25 protein-coding genes are annotated in these 26,468 nt (G+C 29.1%); 12 read left to right on the forward strand and 13 right to left on the reverse strand.

The genetic code is table 11. From position 1 onward, the window contains the following. The first annotated feature begins 69 nt into the window (after positions 1–69). Genes speB through BXQ17_RS02945 form a run of 3 tightly spaced genes read left to right on the forward strand, consistent with a single transcriptional unit; the run spans position 70 to position 2,289 of the window. Positions 70–1,014 carry an agmatinase gene (gene speB, locus BXQ17_RS02935; RefSeq protein ID WP_077809203.1) on the forward strand — a complete coding sequence of 315 codons (945 nt, stop codon included), beginning with the start codon at positions 70–72 and terminating at the stop codon, positions 1,012–1,014. After that, the gene (locus BXQ17_RS02940) at positions 1,004–1,981 is read left to right on the forward strand and encodes a deoxyhypusine synthase family protein (protein ID WP_077811337.1); all 978 of its coding nucleotides are present in this window, start codon (positions 1,004–1,006) and stop codon (positions 1,979–1,981) included. The genes speB and BXQ17_RS02940 overlap by 11 nt, the downstream gene beginning before the upstream one ends. A 41-nt stretch (positions 1,982–2,022) precedes the next feature. After that, positions 2,023–2,289 (forward strand): hypothetical protein, encoded by a 267-nt coding sequence (locus tag BXQ17_RS02945; protein WP_077809204.1) that lies wholly within the window; start codon positions 2,023–2,025, stop codon positions 2,287–2,289. 47 nt (positions 2,290–2,336) lie between these two features. Here BXQ17_RS02945 and BXQ17_RS02950 read toward each other — a convergent pair whose 3' ends face one another. The 3 genes from BXQ17_RS02950 to fahA all read right to left on the reverse strand — a co-directional run bounded on the left by BXQ17_RS02950 (position 2,337) and on the right by fahA (position 7,640). Beyond that, the gene (locus tag BXQ17_RS02950) at positions 2,337–3,863 is read right to left on the reverse strand and encodes a bifunctional GNAT family N-acetyltransferase/carbon-nitrogen hydrolase family protein (protein WP_077809205.1); all 1,527 of its coding nucleotides are present in this window, start codon (positions 3,861–3,863) and stop codon (positions 2,337–2,339) included. Positions 3,864–3,965: 102 nt separating this feature from the next. Beyond that, positions 3,966–6,230 carry an FUSC family membrane protein gene (locus BXQ17_RS02955; RefSeq protein WP_077809206.1) on the reverse strand — a complete coding sequence of 755 codons (2,265 nt, stop codon included), beginning with the start codon at positions 6,228–6,230 and terminating at the stop codon, positions 3,966–3,968. A gap of 132 nt (positions 6,231–6,362) precedes the next feature. Further along, the gene (gene fahA / locus BXQ17_RS02960; protein WP_077809207.1) at positions 6,363–7,640 is read right to left on the reverse strand and encodes a fumarylacetoacetase; all 1,278 of its coding nucleotides are present in this window, start codon (positions 7,638–7,640) and stop codon (positions 6,363–6,365) included. A gap of 198 nt (positions 7,641–7,838) precedes the next feature. On the opposite strand from fahA, the gene glyA reads away from it, so the two are divergent. Then, positions 7,839–9,113 carry a serine hydroxymethyltransferase gene (gene glyA, locus BXQ17_RS02965; RefSeq protein WP_077809208.1) on the forward strand — a complete coding sequence of 425 codons (1,275 nt, stop codon included), beginning with the start codon at positions 7,839–7,841 and terminating at the stop codon, positions 9,111–9,113. A gap of 79 nt (positions 9,114–9,192) precedes the next feature. Here the strand turns inward: glyA and BXQ17_RS02970 are convergent, their stop codons facing one another. The 3 genes from BXQ17_RS02970 to rmuC all read right to left on the reverse strand — a co-directional run bounded on the left by BXQ17_RS02970 (position 9,193) and on the right by rmuC (position 11,167). Further along, complete coding sequence (locus BXQ17_RS02970; RefSeq protein ID WP_077809209.1) at positions 9,193–9,378, reverse strand: CsbD family protein; 186 nt, start codon at positions 9,376–9,378, stop codon at positions 9,193–9,195. A gap of 112 nt (positions 9,379–9,490) precedes the next feature. Beyond that, complete coding sequence (locus BXQ17_RS02975) at positions 9,491–9,730, reverse strand: hypothetical protein (RefSeq protein ID WP_149025853.1); 240 nt, start codon at positions 9,728–9,730, stop codon at positions 9,491–9,493. Positions 9,731–9,826: 96 nt separating this feature from the next. Next, a complete protein-coding gene (gene rmuC / locus BXQ17_RS02980) occupies positions 9,827–11,167 on the reverse strand; it encodes a DNA recombination protein RmuC (protein WP_077809211.1) in 1,341 nt (446 codons plus the stop codon). Between the two features lie 93 nt (positions 11,168–11,260). Between rmuC and BXQ17_RS02985 the strand changes: the two genes are divergently transcribed. After that, positions 11,261–11,800: a 1-acyl-sn-glycerol-3-phosphate acyltransferase gene (locus tag BXQ17_RS02985; RefSeq protein WP_077809212.1), complete on the forward strand. Its 540-nt coding sequence runs from the start codon at positions 11,261–11,263 to the stop codon at positions 11,798–11,800. Between the two features lie 141 nt (positions 11,801–11,941). Here the strand turns inward: BXQ17_RS02985 and pepT are convergent, their stop codons facing one another. Genes pepT through BXQ17_RS03000 form a run of 3 tightly spaced genes read right to left on the reverse strand, consistent with a single transcriptional unit; the run spans position 11,942 to position 14,786 of the window. Then, positions 11,942–13,183, reverse strand: coding sequence for a peptidase T (pepT, locus tag BXQ17_RS02990; protein ID WP_077809213.1), 1,242 nt, complete (start codon positions 13,181–13,183; stop codon positions 11,942–11,944). Beyond that, positions 13,184–13,756, reverse strand: a complete 573-nt coding sequence (locus tag BXQ17_RS02995; RefSeq protein WP_077809214.1) for a hypothetical protein — start codon at positions 13,754–13,756, stop codon at positions 13,184–13,186. Continuing rightward, positions 13,746–14,786: an oxidoreductase gene (locus BXQ17_RS03000; protein WP_077809215.1), complete on the reverse strand. Its 1,041-nt coding sequence runs from the start codon at positions 14,784–14,786 to the stop codon at positions 13,746–13,748. Before BXQ17_RS03000 ends, BXQ17_RS02995 begins: the two co-directional genes overlap by 11 nt. Positions 14,787–14,831: 45 nt before the next feature. Between BXQ17_RS03000 and BXQ17_RS03005 the strand changes: the two genes are divergently transcribed. Next, entirely contained in the window at positions 14,832–15,800 is a 969-nt protein-coding gene (locus tag BXQ17_RS03005) for a patatin family protein (RefSeq protein ID WP_077809216.1), read from the forward strand. A 39-nt stretch (positions 15,801–15,839) separates the two neighbouring features. Here BXQ17_RS03005 and BXQ17_RS03010 read toward each other — a convergent pair whose 3' ends face one another. Beyond that, positions 15,840–17,333, reverse strand: coding sequence for a S41 family peptidase (locus BXQ17_RS03010; RefSeq protein ID WP_254712402.1), 1,494 nt, complete (start codon positions 17,331–17,333; stop codon positions 15,840–15,842). 1 nt (position 17,334) lies between these two features. Then, positions 17,335–18,792, reverse strand: a complete 1,458-nt coding sequence (locus tag BXQ17_RS03015) for a S41 family peptidase (RefSeq protein WP_077809218.1) — start codon at positions 18,790–18,792, stop codon at positions 17,335–17,337. A 166-nt stretch (positions 18,793–18,958) separates the two neighbouring features. Between BXQ17_RS03015 and BXQ17_RS03020 the strand changes: the two genes are divergently transcribed. The 6 genes from BXQ17_RS03020 to BXQ17_RS03045 all read left to right on the forward strand — a co-directional run bounded on the left by BXQ17_RS03020 (position 18,959) and on the right by BXQ17_RS03045 (position 24,430). After that, positions 18,959–19,468, forward strand: coding sequence for an RNA polymerase sigma factor (locus BXQ17_RS03020; RefSeq protein ID WP_077809219.1), 510 nt, complete (start codon positions 18,959–18,961; stop codon positions 19,466–19,468). After that, positions 19,455–19,889 carry a hypothetical protein gene (locus BXQ17_RS03025; protein WP_077809220.1) on the forward strand — a complete coding sequence of 145 codons (435 nt, stop codon included), beginning with the start codon at positions 19,455–19,457 and terminating at the stop codon, positions 19,887–19,889. Before BXQ17_RS03020 ends, BXQ17_RS03025 begins: the two co-directional genes overlap by 14 nt. Before the next feature lie 40 nt (positions 19,890–19,929). Continuing rightward, entirely contained in the window at positions 19,930–20,436 is a 507-nt protein-coding gene (locus BXQ17_RS03030; protein ID WP_077809221.1) for a DUF4252 domain-containing protein, read from the forward strand. Positions 20,437–20,496: 60 nt separating this feature from the next. Then, entirely contained in the window at positions 20,497–21,039 is a 543-nt protein-coding gene (locus BXQ17_RS03035; RefSeq protein ID WP_077809222.1) for a DUF4252 domain-containing protein, read from the forward strand. Positions 21,040–21,188: 149 nt separating this feature from the next. Beyond that, positions 21,189–23,630 carry a M1 family metallopeptidase gene (locus tag BXQ17_RS03040; RefSeq protein ID WP_077809223.1) on the forward strand — a complete coding sequence of 814 codons (2,442 nt, stop codon included), beginning with the start codon at positions 21,189–21,191 and terminating at the stop codon, positions 23,628–23,630. 23 nt (positions 23,631–23,653) lie between these two features. Continuing rightward, positions 23,654–24,430 (forward strand): zinc-dependent peptidase, encoded by a 777-nt coding sequence (locus BXQ17_RS03045; protein WP_077809224.1) that lies wholly within the window; start codon positions 23,654–23,656, stop codon positions 24,428–24,430. Positions 24,431–24,478: 48 nt separating this feature from the next. Here the strand turns inward: BXQ17_RS03045 and BXQ17_RS03050 are convergent, their stop codons facing one another. Together BXQ17_RS03050 and BXQ17_RS03055 are read right to left on the reverse strand one after the other, a co-directional pair. Continuing rightward, positions 24,479–25,159 (reverse strand): tRNA-uridine aminocarboxypropyltransferase, encoded by a 681-nt coding sequence (locus BXQ17_RS03050; protein WP_077809225.1) that lies wholly within the window; start codon positions 25,157–25,159, stop codon positions 24,479–24,481. 233 nt (positions 25,160–25,392) lie between these two features. Next, a complete protein-coding gene (locus BXQ17_RS03055) occupies positions 25,393–26,370 on the reverse strand; it encodes a hypothetical protein (protein ID WP_077809226.1) in 978 nt (325 codons plus the stop codon). Positions 26,371–26,468: the final 98 nt, after the last annotated feature.

A 26,468-nucleotide genomic window follows, 5' to 3' on the forward strand; every position in this document is an offset into this window, starting at 1 on the left:
AGAAAATAATCAATTAGATTTTAAATTTAATTCCTAATTGATTTTACAATTACAAGTATCTCAAATAAAATGAACACAAATAAAACATATGCAGGAATTCCGCAGGAGTTCGGAAACCTGTCAACTTCAAAAATAGTAATTATCCCTGTTCCTTATGACGGCACAAGTACATGGCAAAAAGGTGCAGACAAAGGTCCGGAAGCATTTTTAAATGCATCAGAAAACATGGAGCTGTATGACATAGAAACAGATACAGAGGTATATAAAGAAGGCGTTTATTTAGCTGACGCGATTACCGAAAAGTCATCTCCAGAAGCCATGGTAGAAGAAGTACATCAAATAACAAAAAAATATATCAATAGAAATAAATTTGTAACCGTTTTTGGTGGAGAACATTCTATTTCTATAGGAACAATTAGAGCATTTAATGAGTGTTTTAGCGATTTAACAGTACTACATATTGATGCACATGCAGATTTAAGAAAAGAATATGAAGGTTCTTCTTGTAACCATGCTTGTGCTGTTTATGAGGCAAATCAAAACACAAATTTGGTGCAAGTTGGTATTAGAAGTATGGATATTTCTGAAAAAAGAAATATGAATTTAGATAAAGTATTCTTTGCACACGATATGGCTGTAAATGAAGATTGGATGGAAGATGTTATCGACCAATTAGGTAAAAATGTTTTTATCACGTTTGATTTGGATGCTTTAGATCCGTCGATTATGCCATCTACAGGAACACCAGAACCTGGCGGATTGTTTTATTATGAAACGTTAGAATTTTTAAAAACAGTATTCGAGCAAAAAAATGTTGTTGGTTTTGATATGGTTGAACTTTGCCCAAATGATAATGAAAAATCATCTGATTTTTTAGCAGCAAAATTATTTTACAAAATGTTAAGTTATAAGTTTTCATCAAAAGAAGATTCTTATGATATAGGAGAAGATCTTACAAAAGAAAATGTGTTTAAAAAAGTGGCAAAATTTAAAAATGATGAAGATGAATACTAATCAAAAACCAATATCAGAATTTATAGAAAAGTATTTTCTTCACTTTAATGCGGCGGCTTTAGTAGATGCTGCAAAAAGTTACGAAACGCAACTTAACAAAGGAAACAAAATGTTGGTTTCTTTAGCAGGTGCCATGAGTACGGCAGAATTGGGTAAAATTTTTGCAGAAATGATTCGTCAAGATAAAGTTCATATTATCTCTTGCACGGGCGCAAATTTAGAAGAAGATGTGATGAATTTAGTAGCACATTCTCACTATAAACGTGTACCGAATTATAGAGATTTAACGCCGCAAGACGAATGGGATTTATTAGAAAAAGGTTTAAATAGAGTTACAGATACTTGTATACCAGAAGAAGAAGCTTTTAGAAGAATTCAAGAACATATTGTAAAAATTTGGAAAGATGCAGAGGCAAACGGAGAACGTTATTTACCTCACGAATATATGTACAAGTTGTTACTTTCTGGTGTTTTAGAAGAGCATTATGAAATAGATTTAAAAGATTCTTGGATGTATGCAGCGGCAGAAAAAAACTTGCCAATTGTTGTACCTGGTTGGGAAGATTCTACAATGGGTAACATTTTTGCATCTTATGTTTTAAAAGGAGAATTACAAGCTTCTACAGTAAAATCTGGAATAGAGTATATGACCTTTTTAGCCGATTGGTATACAGAGAATTCTAAAAACGGAATTGGTTTTTTTCAAATAGGAGGTGGAATTGCTGGTGATTTTCCTATCTGTGTTGTACCAATGTTGTATCAAGATATGGAAAGAACTGATACACCATTTTGGAGTTATTTTTGTCAAATTTCTGATTCTACAACCAGTTATGGATCCTATTCTGGAGCAGTTCCTAATGAAAAAATTACTTGGGGAAAATTAGATATAGATACACCTAAGTTTATCATAGAAAGTGATGCAACTATTGTGGCGCCTTTAATATTTGCTTATTTACTAGAAATGTAACACTTAAATTTTGCTTTTATGCCAATTGAAAAACTATATATATGAAAAGAGTAATTGTAGATTATGCAAAACTAACAACAGATATTTTAGATTTGTTGATAGAAAAATATCCTGATGGATATGATTATTCGGATATTTTATCTTTTAAAAATGCAAAAGGAGAGTATATAAAAGCTGTTGAAGTTAGGACAGAGGAAACCATTTATTTGGTGAAGATTAGTACTAAATTAGAGCAAACAATGGAAGATTATGCAGAAGATGAAGATTCTTTTGATGACGAATTTCAATTTAATGATTTAGATTCTTAATAAATAAAAAGCTCCGAAAATTTCGGAGCTTTTTATTTATAATCTAATTATTTCTTCTTTTTCAATTCAAAAATATCTTTTCTTCTGTCTTTTAAGTTTCTAACAGAACCAAACTTGTTCAAATCTTTTAATAAATCTAAATCAACATCAGCAATTAAAATCATTTCTGTGTTCGTAGTTGCTTCTGCTTTAATTCCGTTAGCCGGAAAAGAAAAATCACAAGGCGTAAAAACCATAGATTGGGCATATTGTATATCCATATTATTTACTTTTGGTAAATTACCAACACTACCAGCAATGGCTACATAACATTCATTTTCTATAGCTCTTGCCTGTGCACAATGTCTAACTCTAGAATAGCCATTTTGGGTGTCGGTTAAAAAAGGAATAAATAAAATATCCATACCTTCATCTGCAAGTAATCTACTTAATTCTGGAAACTCAGAATCGTAACAAATTAAAATACCTATTTTACCACAATCGGTATCAAAAGTTTTTAATTCATTACCACCTTGCATTCCCCAAACCTTTGCCTCATCTGGTGTAACATGTAGTTTTTCGTAACGGTCTGTTGTACCATCTCTTTTACATAGATAACCAACATTATACAATAAGCCATCTTTAATTTCTGGCATACTACCGGTAATGATATTGATATTGTATGTTATAGCTAATTCAGAGAATTTTTGAACAATTTCTGGCGTATATTTAGCCAACTCTCTTATGGCTTGCGATTCTGGTAAATGATTATTAGCAGCCATTAACGGTGCATTAAAAAACTCTGGAAAAAGTGCAAAATCCGATCGGTATGCAGAAACGGCATCTACAAAATATTCTGCTTGTTGCATTAATTCTTCTAAATCTTTGTACAAGCGCATTTGCCATTGTATTAACCCTAATCGAACCACTTTTTTATTACTTGTTGCTCTTTTAGATTTTTTTTGATAATAAATGTTATCCCATTCTAGTAATACAGCAAACTCACCAGAATTTTCATCACCTTCTAAATATCCCTTTAAAATTTTTGAAGGATGAAAATCATTAGAAATTTGAAAATTTAAAACAGGATCATGAATTTCTTTTCTTTTTACTTTTTCTATGTATTCTTTTGGTGATAATTTATTAGAAAACTTGTGATAATTAGGAATTCTACCGCCAAAAGCGATGCCTCTTAAGTTTAGTTTTTCTGTTAATTCTTTTCTATAATCATACAACCTTCTACCTAAACGTAAACCTCTATATTCAGATTTAATAAAAACATCAATGCCGTATAAAACATCACCGTTTGTATTATGCGTATTAAATGTAAATGCGCCTGTTATTTCTTTATACGTATGTTGGTCATCAAAACTATCGTAATCTAAAATTATCGAAAGAGCGCAACCGGCTAATTCTCCGTTAATTTTTATCACTACTTGTCCTTCTGGAAATTTATCAATTAAAGCCTTAATTTGGTATTCTTTCCAATAAGAATCTGGCATACTTGCATATGCTTCAATCATTGCTTCTTTTAACTGTTTGTAATCATTTAATGTTAAATAATGAAGCTCTATATTCTCTATGTTTTCTATCATTTTTAATACAATGGTTTTTTAAAATAGACCATTTTCTTAAAACAAAATTAGATAAAAAAAGAATTGATTTAACGAATTTTTAATAATTTATTTTACTGTTTTTTAGTGAGTTAATTGGTTTTCTAAAATAGTTTTTTTGTACTTGTTTGTAGCTTTTTTTAAACTTTCTGATAGTGATTTTAACCAAACCATATGATTAGAAATTAAATAGGCTTCTTGCAGTGCATGCAATGTTTTTTGATCTATTTCGGTATTGCCTTTTTTAATGCTTTCATCTCTTAAATTAGATAATTTTTGATACGAATTTAAAAGTTTGTTTTCTGCTTTTTCTACAATTTCTTCTGCTACTTTAGCATTGCTAGTTTTTGCTTGTAAATTGATACAAGCTAGTTGTAAAGAGTTGCTAATTTTATCAATTAAAATATCAAATTCTTTAGAAGCAGGAGTCGTTTTATGATTGATTATAAAGTTACCAATAGAAGCAATTGCAGAAACCATAGTTTGGTTTATGGTTACAATTTCATACACCAATTCAAATTCTTTTTGTTTTGATTTAGGATCTTGAGTTAATCTTTGAAAAGAAGCATTTAAATTACTTATTGCTAAAAACACTTCTTTTCTAGCTAAATTATAATGTAATTTATTGATATTTGGTTTTTTATATAGTTCTTGTGTTGCTAAAAGATAATTTTTATTCATTTTAAGCGCATTTACTAAAATTTGTTTCTGATTATCGATTTCCCAAGTAGGAAGTATTAAATAATTAGTTACAATGGCAATTATAGCTCCGATAATAGTATCTAAAACTCTGTACTGAATTACTTCATATGCATCAGGATTCATTAAAGAATATACAAATACAATACTTATTGTTACTAAAGCTGCTGCAGATTTATAATTTTGTTGCAACAATGAAACAGCAAAAATTAATGAAGAAAAAGCTAAAATGCTATAAACTACAATATTTTGAGTTATAGAAACAATACTTAAAGCAATTGCAGCACCAATTAAAGTTCCTATAATTCGATCTTTGGTTCTTAAACGTGTTAAACCGTAACTTGGTCGCATGATTACGATTATGGTTAATAAAATCCAATAGGTATTTTGTATTTCTAGAAAATACCCGAAGAGATAACCAAAAACCAGGGCAAATGTTAATCTTACAGAATGTCTAAATATGGTAGATTTTAAGCTTAAATTCTGTAATAATACATTAAAACGATATTCTTGTAATGTTAAAAACTGATTTGAACTTTCTCTTTTTAAAGAAATTTTAGATGCATCATGTACATTGGCCATTACACGTCTAATTACTCTTATTTCTTCTAATAATTGCTCTTGATAATCGTATAAGTTTTGCAACACCAAAGCACCTTCTCTTGCTTCTGGCAGTTGAACAGTTTCTACATATTGATTAATAGATTCTTTTGTTTTTGAAAGGGCTTTTAATAAAACATCTTTATTGGGTATTTTTTCGTTCTGAATTAATAATTCTGATAAAACAATAAGATGGTTTCCCATAATTTTGTTTAGTTTTTTTGATGCTTTTAAAAATGATTTTCGTTCCCCAAAAATAGAATCAATCATTTTATAATCTAAATGCTTAGCTTCAATTAATTCGAAAATCTTAATAGAGGAAACAAAAATTAGTAATTGTTTTTCTTCGTATCTAGATCTACCAGAGCGTTTTCTTGCGGTAAGTAATGCTTCTCTTAAAGTTTCGTGTTTTTCATTAATTTGATTCTGAAGAACAAAAGTTTTTTTAAGTAACTCGTCTCTTTTTGTTTTTTTAGTTAAAAGTTTTGCTCTTAATTTTAAATAATCGCCAATTAGTAACAAAGAATCAGATAATAATTGATTTTGATCTTTTTTAGGAACTAGTTTTTGAAAAATATAAGAAACCACTAAATACCATAATCCGCCAAGAGTCATTAAACTAAGATGAACTAATATTTCTTGAGTAGTTTGTTTCTGAATGGCAAAAGCAATAATCATTGCTAATAAACCAGAAAAAGAAACCAACGAAGCTCTAAAACCATATACAGATAATAAAGAAACTATAAACGAAATAATTGTTATTACTAAAATTAAAACTACTAAAAAAGGTTTAGCAAATAATATTGCTGCCGTAATAACCATTGATAATAGAATACTTATTAAAATAGCATTTACTTTTCTTTTGATACTTCCAGGTATATCACTTGGTGAATTTAAAAAAGTACCAACTGCAATTGCAGGTGCGTATTCGAAATAACCTAAAAAGTAGAGTAGGGCAAATGGTATTGCAATTGCAACCCCAATTCTAATGCCTCTATTAAAATCAGAACTTTTTAAGAATAACTCTAAATGTTTTAATTTCTCTTTCAAGATTTGTAGTTGATTGTTAAGTTTATAAGATAGTAAAATCTTCTAACTAAGTGTTTGTATTTTGATATTAAAAAAACAAACCTCATTTTTTAACTTAAAAATGAGGTTTTGTTTCTAAAATATAAATGCTATTTATTTGGCGGGTAAAACTTTACCAATACATTCTCCAAAACCAATTCTTATGGTATCATTTTTACAATGTGCACGCATAATAACAGTATCGTTATCGTTTATAAACTTACGTGTAGTTCCGTCTTTTAAAGTAATTGGGTTTTGTCCACGCCAAGTTAACTCTAACATAGAACCAAAACTATCTTTGGTTGGTCCAGAAATTGTACCAGAACCCATCATGTCACCAGCTTCTACAGGACAACCATTAACGGTATGATGTGCTAATTGCTGTGCCATCGTCCAGTACATGTATTTAAAATTAGAGTTTGCAACAATTGTTTCTTCACCATTTTCTGGCTGAATTCCAACTTGTAAATTAATATCGTAACTACCTTTTCCTTCTTGCTTTAAATAAGGTAAAGGCTCATGCACTTGCTTCGGATTTTCTGTTCTAAAAGGCTCTAATGCATCTAAAGTAACAATCCAAGGTGAAATTGTAGAAGCAAAATTCTTTCCTAAGAAAGGGCCTAATGGTACATATTCCCAAGCTTGAATATCTCTTGCAGACCAATCATTAAATTGAACCAAACCAAAAATATATTCTTCTGCTTCTTCGATAGGAATTCTGTCTCCAAGAACATTTGCATCCGTAGTAATAAATGCCATTTCTAATTCAAAATCTAATAATTTAGATGGTCCAAAACCAGGAGTTTTACTTCCTTCAGCAGGTTTTGTTTGTCCTAATGGTCTTCTAATTGGTGTGCCAGAAGGTATTATAGAAGAACTTCTACCATGGTAACCAATTGGTATATGCAACCAGTTTGGTAATAACGCATTTTCTGGATCTCTAAACAAAGAACCAACGTTTGTAGCGTGCTCTTTACTTGCATAAAAATCTGTGTAATCTCCTACAGATACGGGTAAGAGCATTTCAACTTCATCCATTCTAAAGATAATTTTGTCTTTATGGTTTGCGTTGTCTCTTAAACTGCCATTTGTTACATCAAAAATTTCTGCAATTCTGTTTCTAACCAAACGCCAAGTTTTTCTACCATCTGCAATAAAATCATTTAAATTATCTTGTAAGAAAATATCATCTGTTAATGGTATTCCTTCAAAATATCCTAATTGGTGTAAAGCGCCTAGATCAATAGCAAAATCGCCAATTCTACTTCCTATTGTAATAATATCATCTCTTGTAATAAAAACCCCAAACGGTATATTTTGTATCGGAAAATCAGAATCTTCTTCTACCTTTAACCATGATTTTCTATTCGGATTATTTGCTGTTATGATCATCTTATAAAAATCTTTATTTTGTTCAAATTTATGCAATTTTTTCTCATCTTTAAAATGAAATTTAACGAATAACTTATTTTTAACAATGCTTTTTTTTGAATTATATAAATCTTAATAAGTTCTTTAAAAATATACGAAAAAGTTATTTAATAGGATTTTGTTTTTTGTTACATTTGATACTTATTCAAAACAATTACAATGCAATTAGACAATCAAATTTTTGACCTTATTCAGGAAGAAAAAGAAAGACAATTAAATGGTTTGGAATTAATCGCTTCAGAAAACTTTGTAAGCGACCAAGTTATGCAAGCTCAAGGTTCTATTTTAACGAATAAATACGCTGAAGGATATCCTGGTAAAAGGTATTATGGAGGTTGTGAAATAGTTGATATTGTAGAGCAAATAGCAATAGATAGAGCTAAAGAATTATTTGGTGCAGAGTATGTAAACGTACAGCCACATTCTGGTTCACAGGCTAACACAGCCGTTTTTGCAGCTTGTTTAAAACCTGGTGATACTATTCTAGGTTTCGATTTATCGCACGGTGGACATTTAACTCATGGTTCTTCTGTAAATTTTTCTGGTAAATTATACAACCCAACATTTTACGGTGTAGATGAAGAAACAGGAGTTTTAAATTATGATAAAATTCAAGATATTGCAAATAAAGAACAACCAAAACTTATTATAGCAGGTGCTTCTGCATATTCTAGAGATATCGATTTTAAACGTTTTAGAGAAATTGCAGATAGTGTTGGTGCACTTTTATTAGCAGATATTTCTCATCCTGCAGGTTTAATTGCAAAAGGAATTTTAAATGATCCTTTGCCTCATTGTCATATTGTTACTACAACTACTCATAAAACATTACGTGGCCCAAGAGGTGGTATGATTATGATTGGTAAAGATTTTGAAAATCCTTTCGGAGAAACACTTAAAAGTGGTAAACCTAAAAAAATGTCGACATTATTAAATTCGGCAGTTTTTCCTGGTAACCAAGGCGGGCCGTTAGAACATGTTATTGCTGCAAAAGCAGTAGCTTTTGGCGAAGCTTTAACAGATGAGTTTTTAGAATATCAAATTCAAGTAAAAGAAAATGCAGCTGCAATGGCAAAAGAATTTGTAGCCAAAGGTTATAAAATTATTTCTGGTGGTACAGATAACCATTGTATGCTAATAGATTTACGTAATAAAAATATTTCTGGTAAAGATGCAGAAATTGCTTTAGGTAAAGCAGATATTACGGTTAATAAAAATATGGTTCCTTTTGATGATAAGTCTCCATTTGTAACTTCTGGTATTAGAGTTGGTACGCCAGCGATTACAACAAGAGGTTTAAAAGTAGAAGATATGAAAGCTGTTGTAGACTTTATTGATGAAGCGATTAATAATGCAGATAACGAAGAGGCTTTACATGAAATAGGTGAACGTGTTTCTGATATGATGAGCGCAAGAAGACTATTTGTAATGTAATTGTCTATAAAAATTATAAAAAAAGCATCAAGAATAATTTCTTGATGCTTTTTTTATATTAGAGACTTAAAAGTTGTTTTTACCAGCTTTTAACTTCTTTTTCTATTTTTTCTCGAGTTTCACCGTATTTTTCTTGAATTTGTCCAACAAGTTTATCAAATTTACCATCAGTTTCGGTAGATTTATCGTTGGTAATATTACTAAACTCTTCTTTAAATTCACCTTTTATTTGTTTCCACTTACCTTCGTTTGTATCCGTATTCATATTATTTAGTTTTATGTACTATTTCTAGTACTGGTTAATAATACTACAAATTTAAAACCTTTATATATAGAATGTTAGTGGTATCAATCGAAAGAATAACTCATATGAAATATTACTTGCTTTTTTCTGAGTTTTGAATTTTATCAGCAACTTTGTCATTATCTTTAGTAACACTATGTACTTGATCTTTTAATTTATCTTTATCTTCTCCTTTTAATCTATCTTTATCGCTATCAGTATCTTTATAGCCTTTTTTTACAGTTCCTTTTAAAGGATGTAAACCTCTTTCATGAACATCTCCAGAGTTTCCTTTTGTTACATTTTCGGCACTTGGTCTTTCTTTATTTGACATAATATTTTTCTTTAAGTTATAATACATCAAAATTAATTTTAATTGTACGGTTGTATTAACTAAAAAGGATTAAATAATGACTCAAAAGAAATAAAATCAGTTTTCTTTAGAACGTTCTAATAAGTTTTCTGGAATAGATTTTTTAGCTTTGGCTCCCATTTCTTTTAATTTCTGAACGCTTTTAATAAGGTTTCCTCTACCATCAACTAATTTATTCATGGCATTAGAATATTCTTTTTTACTGTCATCAATTTTTTTACCAATTCCAATTAAATCATTTAAAAGACCTTCAAATTTATCATATAAAGCACCCGCTTGTCTTGCTATTTCAAGTGCATTTCTTTGTTGTTTTTCATTGTTCCACATAGTATCTATGGTGCGTAATGTAGCTAATAGGGTAGAAGGTGTAACAATAACAATATTTTTATCGAAAGCTTTATTATATAGATGAGTGTCTTCATTTAAAGCAATTGCAAAAGCAGGTTCTATTGGAATAAAAAGCAATACAAAATCTGGAGATGCTATCTTATATATGTCTTCGTATTTCTTATCACTTAATTGTGTAATGTGTCTTTTTAAAGAATTTACATGCTCTTTTAAGAAAGTTTGTCTTAAACTTTCGTCTTCTTCATTTACATATTGTTCATAAGCCACTAAAGAAACCTTAGAGTCGATAATCATTTTTTTATTGTTAGGCAGATGAATAACTACATCGGGCAAAACCCTTTTGCCATCGTCATTTGTAAAACTTTGCTGCACAAAGTATTCTCGGTCTTTTTCTAAGCCAGATTTTTCTAAAACTCGTTCTAAAACGAGCTCACCCCAATTTCCTTGAACTTTATTATCGCCTTTTAAAGCTTTTGTTAAATTAATGGTTTCTTTACTCATTTGTAGGTTTAACTCTTTTAAACCAAGTATTTGCTGACGTAGAGCGGCATGGTAATCGATACTTTCTTTATGAGTTTTTTCAACCTTATCTTCAAATCCTTTTATTTTTTCTTGTAAAGGATTTAATATATTTTGAATATTTTCTTTGTTCTGAACAGTAAATTTGTTCGATTTTTCATCTAGAATTTTATTCGCTAAATTTTCAAATTCTTTCGTGAACTTTTGTTGTAAATTTTCTACTTCGCTTTTATTTTCCTTTAATTTGAGCTGAAGATTTTCAATTTCAAATTCTTGTTTTGATGTTATCGTAAGAAGTTTTTCTTTCTCTTGTTGATTATTTTTTAATTCTTGCTGATTTTCTATGAAGTTGTTTTCTAAAGTTTCTTTAGATTGAGATAACCTTATAGCTCTCTCTTCTAAAGTGGCATTTTCTTTCTCTAAAATCGATTTTTCTTTCTCAAAATTAATTTTTGAAATTAATTTACCAATTAAAAAGCCAAATATCAAAAAAACTACAGCAATTATTAAGTATATGATTATTTCTGTCATCATGTCGAATTAAGTCCTTAAATTTATCATTTATAAAAAGAACAAAAAACCTTTACTTTAGGTTTTTGTAAACAATTAACTTATCACTACCATTTGAAAGCAATATCTAAGTTTATTTTACATACTATTTTGGGTTGGAAGATTGAAAATGGTTTTCCGAAAGAGCCAAAGAAATATATTGTAATTGCCGCACCACATACTAGTTGGGTAGATTTTCCTATTGCAATTTTAACAAGAATGAGCGAAGGTATAATGGTTCATTTTATAGGAAAAAGTTCTCTATTTAAATGGCCGTTTGGTTATTTTTTTAGAATTCTAGGAGGTACGCCTGTAGATAGATCTAAAAGTAATAATATGGTAGATGCTGTTATTAAACTTTTTAATTCTAAAGAAGAATTTAGGTTAGGCATTTCGCCAGAAGGAACTCGGAAAAAGGTAGAAAAATGGAAAACAGGATTCTATTATATTGCAAAAGGAGCTAATGTGCCAATTGTTATGGCAACGTTAGATTTTGAAAATAAGACAGTTAAAATATCCGAACCTTATTACCCAACAGACAGTTTAGAGAAGGATTTTGATAATTTTAAGAGTTTTTTTAAGAATATTAAGGGGAAAAACCCTGAATTATTTTAAAGAATGTAGTTTTAATAAATAAAATTCACTAAGTTTGTAAGAGTAAATCGTTTTTAATAGAGATTAGGGGCTCTATTATTAAAAATTTACTTTATAGCATATGCTATGATGTAAGTCTTCAGTTCGCTGAAGACTTTTTTTTTATGAATTTTTTTCTACAACTTTTTCTGCAATACCAATAATTACTTCTGTAGCTTTTACCATAGATTCTACAGGAACATATTCATATCTTCCGTGAAAATTATGTCCGCCAGCAAAAATATTAGGACATGGCAAACCTTTATACGATAATTGAGAACCATCTGTACCACCTCTTATTGGTTTAATTACAGGTGTAATTTCTAAGTCTTTCATTACTTCTTCAACCAAATCTACAATATGCATAACGGGTACAATTTTTTCTCGCATATTAAAATATTGATTTTCTATAGAAACTTCAATTAACTCTTGACCCAATTTTTCATTAAAATCGAATGCTATTTTTTGCATCAAATATTTTCTTTTTTCAAATAAATCTAAGTCATGGTCTCTAATAATGTATTCTAAAACTGTTTTTTCTACATTACCATGCATGTCGTGCAAATGAAAAAAACCTTCGTAACCAGTTGTTTTTTCTGGCACTTCTTCTTGCGGAATAGCTGCCATAAAATCATTTGCAATTTTAAGAGAGTTTATCATTTTACCTTTTGCATAACCAGGATGAACCATTTTACCTGTAACAGTTACTTTTGCACTAGCAGCATTAAAGTTTTCATATTCTAATTCTCCTATTTGACTTCCATCCATAGTGTAAGCCCATTCTGCATCAAATTTATTTACATCAAATTTATGTGCACCTTTACCTACCTCTTCATCGGGTGTAAAACAAATTCTAATTTTACCATGCTTAATTTCTGGATGTTTAATTAGATATTCCATAGCGGTTACAATTTCTGTTACACCAGCTTTGTCATCTGCACCCAACAAAGTTGTACCGTCTGTAGTAATTAAAGTTTGCCCTTTATATTTTAGTAAATCTTCGAAATAATCTGGAGATAATATGATGTTTTTTTCTTCATTTAAAAGAATATCATTGCCTTGGTAATTTTCTACTATTTGTGGTTTTACGTTTTTACCAGTAAAATCCGGACTTGTATCAATATGCGCAACAAAGCCAATTGTAGGTACTCGATGTTCTATATTACTAGGCAAAGTTGCCATGATGTAACAATTTTCATCTAAATCTACATCTTGCATTCCAATTTCTCTCAATTCATCAACTAAAATCTTTGCTAAATCCCATTGTTTTTCTGTACTAGGAAAATTTGGGTTATTTGGATCTGATTCTGTATCTACAGTTACATACTTAATAAATCTATCTATAATGTGTTTTTTATCAATCATTTACTGTTCAATTTTAATTTTATCTATTAAAGTTAAAACTTTACAAATTCTTTTTTGCACTAAAGAATCGCCATATACTTCTGCTTTTATAGCTAAAGAACTAGTTTTATTTAAAGGTACAAATACTTGTAAAGATTTGTATTTAAAATTCTGTTTTTTACCAATAGAAACAACATAATAACTTTTTCTATTTAAAAAAGTTATTTCTTTTTGTTCTTTTTGAATTAGTTTATTAGTTAAGTTTTCGTGTTCTATTTTTAGCTTAAAAATATCATCTATTTCTATAGCGTTGTTGATGAAGTTTACGTCTAAAAGCAAACTTTTGGTAAGTTGCTTTGTGGTATCTGCTGTATAAATAGAAGATTGATAATCGTCTATAAAATTGCTTGTTTTCCAATTATTAGGCAAACTTATTTTAAAGTTGTTTTTAGCATCTGAAATTTCTTTTAAATTCTTAAAATAAATCTCATTACAACTAAGGTTTTGTTTTAGGTCTGATGACTTATTGCAATTGTAAAGTAGGAATAAAGCTCCTAAAATAAGTGCGTATTTAAAAAGAAATTTACAATTCAAGTTTTCCTATTTTATTTGCACCACCTAACCAAGCAGTATTTTTATTTATAAATTGAATGGTATAATAACTATCATTAGAAACTTTGTTCCATGTCAATCCACCATCTTTAGAGTAAGAAATACCAGTTTTACCTACTGCAAAAACTTCTTTTCCGTTGGTATTAGGTACATACTGTACGCAACTTTTGTAATTAGGATTTTCTGCATCTGCAATTAAAGTCCAAGTTTTACCACCATCTGCAGTAATTGCTTTGTTAGCCTTATTTTCTAATGGTTTAGAGTAATCGCCACCTATTGCAATTCCGTTATTTTTATCATAAAAATCGATAGAATACATTCCCTGTGGTCCGTTACCTTGTATTATTGGGGTTTCAAATAGTTGCCATGTTTTTCCGAAGTTATTAGACTTTAAAATTCTAGATTTTTTACCACCAGAGGCAATATAAACGGTACTACCAATTGTTTTAATATTGGTGTTACTTGCAGCAAAAAAAGCTTCACCTTCGGCTATTTCAGGTAAATTTTCACACGGAATTTTATGCCAGTTTTCTCCGCCATCATCAGTAATTAAAATAGAAGCACAATTCTCTGTAGGATCACCAACGGCAATACCATGCTTATTATCATCAAAAAATGCAATTGCATCATAAAAAACTTTGGCACCTTCTTCTGTATATTGTAAAGTAGCCTCCATATCAGAAATTTTATAAAGCAATGCAGGATTTGCAATGGATAATGCAAAGTAATCTGAACCATTAAATGCTAAACTTCTAAAATTAGGAATTATAGAATCTTTATATTTTATATTTAAAATAGACCAAGTTTTACCGTTGTCTACAGTGGTTCCTATAGTTCCGTTTGAACCAGCATAAACAACTGTTGTCGAATCTATTACTTGAATTGCTCTTATACTAGTAGTATCAATGTTATATGTTTCAACAGAAATTGCACTAATATTTCTTGGTAGATATTCTTGTTTACAAGAGATTAAAAAAAGGAAAATTAAAATAATACCGAATATTCTTCTCATTTTTGATATTTTTATACGACTAAAGTAATCAAATCATAATTGATAATGAAAAAAGCATTGGTAATTTCTGGCGGAGGAAGTAAAGGAGCATTTGCAGGAGGTGTTGCGCAGTACTTAATGAAACATGAAAACAAAAAATACGATTTGTTTTTAGGAACCTCTACAGGAAGTTTAATGGTATCTCATTTGGCTATGGATATGTTAGATGAACTTAAAGAGTTGTATACCAATGTTAATCAAGAAACTATTTTTAGTAACAATCCTTTTAAAATTAGAAAAGTTGCTGGTGAAAAAGTGATAAGCATCAACCACTTAAATACATTTTGGAATTTTTTAAACGGTAGAAAAACTTTTGGAGAAAGTAAAAATTTAAGATCTCTAATTAAGAAAAATGTTACCAAAGAAATGTATGTTAAAATTAGAGCGGCAAATAAAGAAGTTGTTGTTACTGTTTCTAATTTAACGGCAAATCAAATTGAGTATAAATCGATTAACGATTGTAGTTACGAAGATTTTTGTGATTGGATTTGGGGTTCTTGCAACTATGTTCCGTTTATGAGTTTATTAGAAAAAAATCATTGTCAATATGCCGATGGTGGTTTTGGTTCTTTAATACCAATTAGAGAAGCTATTTTAAGAGGAGCTACAGAAATTGATGCAATTATTTTAGAAACAGAAGTTACTCAAATTAATAGGTTGCCTGCAAAGAATCCGTTTTCTTTATTATTTGATGTAATGGATTTTATGTTGGTACATGTAGAAAGGCATAATATTACTATTGGTAAATTAGCGGCGTCAAATAAAGATATCAAACTAAACTTATATTATACACCAACAGTTTTAACCACGAACTCTTTGGTTTTTGATAAAAAACTAATGAAAAAATGGTGGAAATCTGGATTTAATTATGCTAAATCTAAAGAAGAAGAAAAGATGAGCGAATTTAGACCAGATATTCTTACAGATCAAGAAATGGAAGATTCTGCAGAAGAGGCAGAAAATTTAAATATCTAGTAAAAAAAATCCAGCAATTAAGCTGGATTTTTTAATTTATTATTTTAATTCGGAATACATATTATTCTTTGCCGGTGTAGCCAATTTAGAATTAAATATTTCTTCTGTTTTAATAAAGTCTTTTGTTTTTGCTGATGATTTTGCGCCAGTAGAAATATATTCTAGAGTTCTATCTAATAAAGGATCTGATCTTTCACCTAAAACACCTAAGTTGCCAATATCTTCACCTAAATTAATACCTGTAAAATTTGTTCCAGGTACAATTCCGTTCGGGTAATTTTTACCATCTTTATTTGTAATTTCTAAAACTAATGGCTGCATTGCATATGTATGTTCTGTATTTAAATTGTCTCCACTTCTAAATAAATTATCAGAATCGTACAAAGTAATAGAACCTACTTGTTTACCTACAGTTGTTGTACCAACAATTTTTACATCGATGTATGCATCTAAAGCATTTATAACTAATTCTGATGCAGATGCCGAACTACCAGAAACTATAAAATAAACTCTAGATAAGTTTAAACTGTTTATAGCTTCATCAACAACAATATTATCATTAGCATCTGTTTTGGTAATTTTTGTTGGAAAATTATTGGTAAAATTATCTGAAGAGAATGCGCTTAAAACTTTGTTATTCCACACTTCTTTAGAATATACTTCTCCTGTAAATTGACCAGTTACCATACTTCCCAAATATCCGGCAGAATTTGTTGATCCACCACCATTATACCTTAAATCTATAATTAAATCGTTTACAGCTTCTGCTTTAAAATTAGCAAATACAGCATTTAAGTCTTGGTCGTACGAACTTGCAAATTGATTGTACATTAAGTAACCAATTTTTTGAGTTCCATCTGTAATCACTTTAGAAACTGCAATTGGGTTTTCTTGAACTTCTGTTTTTTCGAGAACAGCAGTACTATTATTACTTATAGGACTCCCTTCATTATAATCTGAAAAACCTAGTGTTATTGAAGCATCATCATTAAATAATAAATCTCTAAAATTGGTATCTGTTAATTGAATTCCGTTAACAGTACTAAAATAAGTACCTCTTGTAACCCCAGCTGTTGCAGCGCTAGAGTTTGGAATTACATATCTTACGTAACCAAAAATTTTTGTACTACTGTTTACATCTCTTACTAAACCAAAATCTAAACCAGTACTTAAATTAATTCCTTGAAAAGAATTTTCTAAAGCTACATAATCATCAACAATCCAAGAAAAACGATCTACAACTCCGGGTTGACTTAATAAACTATTAAAAGTAGCTTCTGGTGAGTCGTATTGTCTAAAGTGTGTATATAAACCCTCAAAATTATTGAATCTGTTATCAGCTAAATCTGGCACATCTTCTTGCCATAAATAATACAAGTTTAATCCTTTCCAGATAAAATAATTTATTTCATCATCTGTGGTAATAATAAATTCTTCAACCTCTTCAGGAATTTGATTATTGACTTCTTCTTTACTGCACGATGCAGTTAAAACTAATAAGGATAGTAAACTTGCTAAAAAGTATTTTTTCATATTAATATGTGTTAGGTAAATCTTGTTTAATAAATACACCATTATCTAATTCTCTCTGTGTATCTATAGATTTATATAAATATATAAAATTATTAGGATTACAAGTAACATTTGTACCAAGATTTCCTGTTGAAATATATTCTAATACTTTATCTAAAATAGGTTCTGACCTTTCACCTATAAAACCTAGATTTAAAATATCTTCATTTGGACAAGTTGCAATTGTTGGTGTAAAACCCTCGTTATAGGTTTGGTCGTCTTTATTGTAAAAACTTAACACAACTGGTTGTAAAGCTACTGTATGTGTATCGTTTTTTAGTTCGATATCGTAATCTTGAGAATTATATAAAGTTATAGAACCTGTATTGTTTCCATTAGTAGTTGTACCTATAATATGTACGTTTATATAAGGTTTTAGGCTATTTATTAATAGTTCTATTGCAGAAGAAGCGCTAAAAGAATCACCATTTAAAATTATGTAAACTTCTGTTAGGTTTAAACTATTAAAATCTGTTGAAGAATTAAGTTTTGCAGGAAATTTAGTTAATAAAGAATCTGGTTGATTTTCTAAAAACCAAGGTTGTGCTTTCGAGTTCCATTCTTCTTTTATAAAAACTTCATCTGTAAATTGCCCGGTAATCATAGTTGCCAAATTGGTAATATTTTTAGCGAAACTACCACCAGTAATATTGTATCTTAAATCTAAAATTAATTCGTTAATATTTTGATTTTTAAAATTTAAGAAAGTGTTGTTTAAATTGTTAATTGACGATTTAGATAAGTTGTTATTGTACATTAAATAACCAATATTGTCTGAACCCATATTAAAGGTTTTTTCTAAAAAAGTGGTATCGTAATCGTAATTTTCTTTATCTAAGACAACCGTTTTTGCATTTGGTGTAACAGTTGTTCCGTCAAAATCTACCATACTTAAAGTATAAGATGTATCGCCACTTATTAATAAATCGAAATAATTATCTTCTGTTAATAAGATGTTATTTACAGCGTTAAAAAACTCACCTCTTTGTAATTTTTTTGAAGCTGCATTCGAATTAGGTAAAATATGTGTTACATAACCAATAACAGTATTTGTAGTAGTGTTAGGTTGCGCAATAATGCCAAATTCCATTCCGTTTACAAAAGCAGACCTTGGTACATCTAAATCTAAATTTGTATAATCTTCAATAATCATAGACTTTTCATCTGTATTTAATAATAAACTAGAAAAAAGTGTATTGTAATCTGCAAAACCAGTTAAATAAGCATTTAGTTGTTGGTCTGAGTTAAAACGTCTGTCAGATAAATCAGCAATTTCATCTTGATGTAAATAATATGCGTTTAAACCTTTCCAAACAAAATCGTGCACAACTAAATTATTGGGTATTTGGTACTCTTTAGAACAATTGATAAGTAATAGTGTAATTGCGCCTAAATAAAAGAGTTTTAAGAGGTTTTTCATTTATAAAAAATAAGAATTGTTTTAATAATCTAACGCAATATAAATAGAAATAGTATTATTTTTAAATTCTTGTGTAACAAAATATATTGTTACTCGTCGTAATGATGTAAACCCGATAATAAAATAAGTTTAATTAACAGGTTTACCATTAATCAACCAAACAAAAATGAACCAATCAGACTTTTTAAAAGTTGTTTTACCTTTTAAGGATAAGGTCTTTAGATTAGCCAAAAGATTATTGGTGTCTACAGAAGAAGCAGAAGATGCTACACAAGAGCTTATTTTTAAGTTGTGGCGTAGTAAAGATAAAATAGCTGGTTATAAAAATGTAGAAGCATTTGCAATGACAATGACAAAAAATTATTGTTATGATAGACTAAAATCTAAGCAAGCAAGTAATTTAACATTAGTACACAGTAATTATAAAGAGAAAGAAACGTCTTTAGATAAAAAACTAGAACATCAAGACAGTGTAAACCAAGTGCACCAATTGATAGAAAAGTTGCCAGAACAGCAAAAGATTATTATTCAGTTAAGAGATATTGAACAATATGATTTTGATGAAATATGTAAAATGGTAGATATGAAGCCAACCGCAGTAAGAGTGGCATTATCTAGAGCAAGAAAAACAATTAGAGAACAATTAATTAAAAAACACAACTATGGAGTTAGCTAACATAGAAAAATTAATAGAAAAGTACGAAAACGCAGAAACTACTTTGCAAGAAGAGGCAACCTTAAGAAACTATTTTAAAGAAGGTGATGTAGCACAACATTTGCAAGAGTATGCTTATATGTTTACCTACTTTTCTGTATCGAAAGATGAAACGTATACAAAAACCATTAAGTTAGAAACTAAAAAATCTAAAAAGAAAAACTTTAAATGGTTGTCTGTAGCAGCATCTGTAGTCTTATTATTTAGTGTATTTGTTGGTAAACAACAATACAGCGAGTACCAAGAAAGAAAAGAAGCAGAAAAGATTTATGCAGAAGTAAGTAAAGGATTAAAATTATTGTCTAAAAACTTAAAAAAAGGAGAACAAGCAGTTGCAACTTTACATACTTATGATAACTCAGTAAAAAAGATTTTAAGATAAACCAAGTAAATATTAGTAAAACCAAGTAAAACAAGAAAAGATGAAAAAAATATTATTATTAATCGCATTTATAGTAACACCTTTGTTAAGCAATGCGCAGTCTTTATATGATTCTTTAGAAGACATAAAAGAAGTAGATATGGTAGTTGTTACCAAAGATGCATTTGAAATTTTATCGAAATTTAATTCAGAAAAATTTAAAGATAGCGATGAGATGAAAGTGTTTCAAATGATACAAGAATTAAAAGAATTCAAAATGTTTTCTACAGAAGACAAGGCCATTGCAAACAAAATGGAAAGCATGGTAAATGCTTCTATTAAAAAACAAAACTTAACACAGTTAATGAGAATCAAAGAAGACGATTCTAGAGTTAAGATTTATGTAAAAGCATCTAAAAACAAAGACTTTGTTAATGAAGTTTTAATGTTTATTAAAGGTATCGATAAAAAGACAAATGGCATGTCTGAAGCAGTTATTGTCTCTTTAACAGGTAACATAGATATTAATAAAATGTCTGATCTAGCAGATACTTTTGCAAACAAATAATATAAAACATGTACAATCTAGTTTTTTTAAAATTAGATTGTACTTTTTAAAACTTAATCAATGAAAAAATTAACAACCATACTTTCTTTACTTTTTGTATTAGTTTTTGCAAGCTCATGTAAAAACGATAAATCATTACAAAGTTATCTAGTAGACACAAGCGGTAAAGAAGATTTTTATACGGGCGATTTACCAGTAAGTTCTTTACTAACTGCAAATTCAGATGTTTCTGATGATGTAAAAGAAACCATGAAAAGTATCAAGAAAATTAATGTAGCTTTTTTACCTAAAACTGCAGATAATTCTGTTGCTTACGAAACTGAAAAAGGAAAATTAAAAAAGATATTTACCAACAACGATACTTATAAAAACCTGATGTCTATGAAGGCAAAAGGAATGAATGTAAAAGTTTACTATTCTGGTGATACAAATTCTATAGACGAAGTTATCGCTTTTGGATACGGTAAAGAAGCCGGAGTAGGAGTCGCAAGATTATTAGGAGAAAATATGAATCCTTCTAAGATAATCGATATGCTAAATAGCGTAGATGTAGACGCAGACAGTACTTCTTTAAAACAGTTTTCTAAGATGTTCAACAAATAGTTAGCATTTTAAACTTACAAAAAACCTCAATTTCGAAAGAAGTTGAGGTTTTTTTTCTAGCCTTTGGTACGTTTTTTGAATTTAACTGCTCATTAACACGTTCTATCTTCATATTTAGTATTTTTGAAGTTTAGAAGAATATATTATTTATGAAGATTAAAATCTGGATTTTACTTGCATTCCTATCAATAAGCACCATAAGTTTCTCACAAAATAATACCATTTATAGGGCAGAAAGAGAAAAAACGCACAACTTAATTCATACCAAACTAAAAGTTAATTTTAATTTTGATAAAAAAGAATTAAATGGTGAAGCTTGGGTTACTGCAAAACCTCATTTCTATGCTACAAACCTTTTTACGTTAGATGCAAAAGCAATGTTGTTTGATGAAGTTTCTTTAAACGGAACAAAATTAAATTACGATTATGATGATGCTCAAATTGTAATAAAACTTCCAAAAAAGTATACAAAAGAAGAAAAATTTACGATCTATTTAAAATATACTGCAAGGCCAGAAAAAGTTAAAGATAAAGGTAGTGCGGCAATTACTGGTGCAAAAGGTTTGTATTTTATAAATGCTGATGGTGCAGATAAAAATAAGCCAACACAAATCTGGACACAAGGAGAAACAGAGGGAAGTAGTTGTTGGTTTCCAACAATAGATGCTCCCAATCAAAAAACCACACAAGAAATTTACATTACAGTTCCTAACAAATATGTTACTTTATCTAATGGATCACTTGTAAATCAAACAAATAATGGTAATTTAAGAACTGATTACTGGAAAATGGATCAAAAACATGCACCTTATTTATTTTTTATGGGTGTTGGCGAGTTCGAGATAGTAAAAGATTCTTATAAAGATATTCCGGTAAACTACTATTTAGAAAAAGAATATGCACAATATGCAAAAGATATCTTTGGTAATACACCAGAAATGATACAATTCTTTTCAGAAAAATTGGGCGTTGCTTATCCTTGGAATAAATATAGCCAAATGGTTGTTAGAGATTATGTTTCTGGTGCTATGGAAAATACTACAGCGGTTGTTCATGGTGAACAAGCCTACCAAACACCTGGACAATTAATCGATGAAAATACTCATGAAAACACTATAGCACACGAACTTTTTCATCATTGGTTTGGTAATTTAGTAACAACAGAGAGTTGGGCTAATTTAACACTTAACGAGTCTTTTGCGAATTATAGCGAATATTTATGGCAAGAATATAAATACGGAGAAGAAGCGGCAGAAATGTACATGCATTCTAATGTTAGTTTGTATTTAGAAGGTCAAGAATCTGATAAGGATTTGGTTCGTTTTAATTATTTAGATAAAGAAGATATGTTCGATATAGTTAGCTATAACAAAGGTGGCGCTATTTTGCACATGCTAAGAAATTATTTAGGAGACAAAGCTTTTTTCGAAAGCTTAAAAACGTATTTAAATGACTATAAATATAAGGCAGCAGAAGCACATCAATTACGTTTAATTTTCGAAAAAGTTACTGGTAAAGATTTAAACTGGTTCTTTAATCAATGGTATTTTGGTGCAAATCATCCAAAAATAGATGTTTCTTATGATTATAATAAGTTAAGAAAAACTGTAACAGTAAACATTTTACAACTGCAACCAGAAAATTTTCAATTTCCTTTAACATTAGATATTTTTGAAGGTACTAAGCGTAGAAGAGAAACTGTTTTTGTAGAAAATAACGATGCTTCATTTACGTTTCCTTTTGATATAATGCCAGATTTAATTCAGATAAATTCTGATGGTGTATTGTTGGCAGAGTTTAATGAAAATAAAGTTTTAAGTGATTATATTTTTCAGTTAAAAAATGCAACACATTTTATGCATCGAAGAGAAGCGCTTTTAGAAGTTGTAAAAAAACAAGACGATAAAGTTGCATTTAACGCTGTTGTTGCAGCTTTAAACGATTCTTCATATAAAATTAGAGTACTAGCTTTAGAAAATATCGATTTAATTAATAAATTTTCTAAGAAAGATGCCATTAGAAAAATTATGCAATTGGCTAATAATGATGCTAAAACATTGGTAAAAGCTGCTGCTATAGAAACTTTAGGGAAATTAACAGACCCAGAATTAAAATCTATTTTCACAAAAGGTTTGCAAAGTAAATCGTATGCAGTTTTAGGAAAATCTTTAGTTGCTATGTATTATATAGATAAAGATTTGGCTTTAAAAAAATCTAAAGAATTACCAGACGATGTTCGTAAAATATTGGCAACACCGTTAACACAAATATTTATTGAGTCTAAAGACGAAACAGAATTACCATTTATAGCTAAAAGTGTTGTTTCTGGTATGTTTTTATCTGGACAAGGACCAACAAAAGTGATGTATGAAAAAGCTTTTAAAATGATTTCTAAAAGCAATAATATGTTGGCAATTCAGAATTTAGTAGAAGATATGGTAACCAAAGGAAATCAATATAAAAAGTTTAGCTTCGACAAAGTAGTAATCAACTTAATGAGAACAATAATACAAGAACAAGAAAAATCTACAAACACCAATAAAGATAGAAATATTGCAATTGTAAAAGAAGCTATGACGGGTCTCTTGTAATCTTTTTTATTAAAAATAGCAGAATGCTTTATATTATTGTAATCTCTTTATTATTGATGCTTTTAATATTTACTATTCGAAGTAATAAAAAAAGAGCGATTAAAAACATTGAAAAAATTTCTGTGCCCAATCATTGGCACAGTGTTTTAAAGGATAACGTTTTATTTTATCAAAAACTTACAGAAAAAGAGCAACAACTTTTTCGAGAAAAAATGGCACGCTTTTTAGCATCCGTTCATATTAGGGCTATTAAATTTGAATTAGAAGAGTTAGATACGTTGTTAGTTGCTGCCAGTGCTGTAATTCCGGTATATAGATTTCCTTCTTGGCAGTATACAGAGTTAACAACGGTTTTAATTTATCCAGATTATTTTGATGATGATTTACAGTTTGACTCTAAGGCAGCACACAGAAATATTGGTGGTTTAGTGGGTACAGGAAGGTTTGAAAATCAAATGATTTTATCAAGAAAAGCACTGCATCATGGTTTTCATAACAAAACAGATAAAGGAAACACAGCTATTCACGAGTTTATTCATCTTCTCGATAAATCGGATGGTGTTATTGATGGTATTCCAGAGGTTTTACTAGACAAACAATACACGATTCCTTATTTACAGTTAATTCATAAAAAAATCGAAGAAATTAATAATGATGATTCCGATATTAGAAATTACGGAGGAACATCTGAAATTGAATTTTTAGCTGTGGCCGGAGAGTATTTCTTTGAAAGACCTAAACTAATGAAAAGAAAACACCCAGATTTATATAAGATGCTAGCGGCTTGTTTTATCAAATAATTTTTAGAAGTTTAAAAAGAGCAAAAAAAGTAGATTTAAGAACGCAAATTATTCTTGTTCGTAAATAATACTTCTTTGAGTTTCTTTCTTGTAGCTATTTTTAGGTGTAATAATCTTACTAGCTTCCGGAAGATAATTTTTACTTTTTGGGTTTAATAAATAATCAAGTTGATACCCAATCATTTTTTTAAATGGAACTAGAAAATTAGAAGTATCACAATTTTCTATTTCTGCTTTTTTAAGTAGATTTAAAACTGTGTAAACAGACTCTATCGTACTAAGACAAAGCGATTCTGGTTGTTGTTTGATAATAAACTTAGACTTTATTTTGTTGTCGAAACTTATTCTATTTAATTCCTGTAAGTTTTTACTTAGCTTCAGCATTTTTCTTGCACAAGGCCAAGTACCATCAAGAATAAAAATATGAGGTTTTTTATCTAAAAAATGTTCTATTTCTGGTTTTTTTCTAGTAGATAAATTAAAACTTTCTTTACCTGGGTATAATAAGAAAGAAGAATTTTCTTTATTATCAATTATATTATTAATTCGTTTGTTGTTGGTAAAGTCTACACCAACAACTATCTCAGCATTTTTTAACTGAAGATTTGTCATAATTCCCGTTCCGTTTTTCTCTTTTTTATATTCTTTCGGATGCATTAAAATAATAAAACGAGTTTTTGTATCAAAAGAACGGATGTGTTTACAAATACAAGTACTATTTGGTCTCATACATTTGTAACATTGTATTCTGTAACTATAACTTTCTTCTTGCAAAATAAATTTTTGTTTAGATACTTTTAATTCGTGAATATTAAAAATTTAGTTTGCAAAACTACTACTTTTTAAATCAGAAATATATCAGGGAAAAAAGATGATCATCATCTGTAAAATTTTTCTCTTTTCCAATTTTTAAAATACTATAATATGTAAAGAAGTATCTACGATGAAACATAATAATTTAGTTACTCAAAAGTTAATTTCATTTCTATTTCTGGATCCAAATAATATGTAAAAACAGCTTTTTGCTTAGTAAATGGTTTTTGTAGGTGATAGGCGTAAGGTGTTGTTAAAGTAGAATCGTATCTTTTTAACCAATAGTCTTTATAAATATGAACATTTGTATCAATTACCAAAGTATTATAGTGTTCTGTTTTCTTAGAAATAGCAACTTTTAAAGGATTGAAATTATTTGAAATTGCATTATTTAGTATGCTATTTCTAACATCAAAAATAACATCTAAAAGTTCTTCCTCTTTATCAGGTTTATCAGTATTAATTAAAGAAGAGGTGAGCAGTACATTTTCTGGAATCAAAATTACGTCTTTCTTAAACTGAGGTAATAAATTCATTAAAATGGGTACATAACATTCTCTATATAAAACAGCATCTAAAGTTTCGCTTATTAAAATGTCATAACATACACTTTTAGGTACTTTTATGGTTGTGGCGTCTGCAGAATAAATTGTATTTATGTATGGCAATAAGTTAAAGGCACTAATTATTTTTTTTGTTGACTTTATTGATGCAACATTAATATCAAGTAAAGAAAACTCAATCTCACTTGGTTTAAAAAGAGTACATATCAATGTAAAAAAAGGTGCATAAGGCCCGCAACCGGCATAAAATATTTTTATCTTTTTTTTAGGCTTTTTGTCTTGTAGTTCTTTTATCGCAGTATATATCGCTTGTAAAAAAAGAGTTGTTCTTTTGTAATCTAATAAACATAAAGCAGCATAATTTAAACCCAAGGCTTTTCCTTTTGATGTGGGTATTGCTGCTAAATTTTCAATTGAAAAATCAGAACCTGTAATAGCAGTTGTTTCTTGTAATTTAAGATGAATTTTATCTAAACTAATTTTAGCATTTTCCTGAGTAATTTCAGTATCTAACAGTTTTGTGGTTTCTGTTTTAATTTCTTGAAAGTTGGGGTTACTATTCAAAATTAAATTGTTTTTAAGTTATAAAACGAATGTAAGTTTTTAGTTGGCACAGAATACACGTATAAATACCTGTTTTTGTAAGAAAATGAATCTTAAGA

This window comes from Polaribacter sp. BM10, assembly GCF_002005425.1.
Taxonomy (GTDB): domain Bacteria; phylum Bacteroidota; class Bacteroidia; order Flavobacteriales; family Flavobacteriaceae; genus Polaribacter; species Polaribacter marinaquae.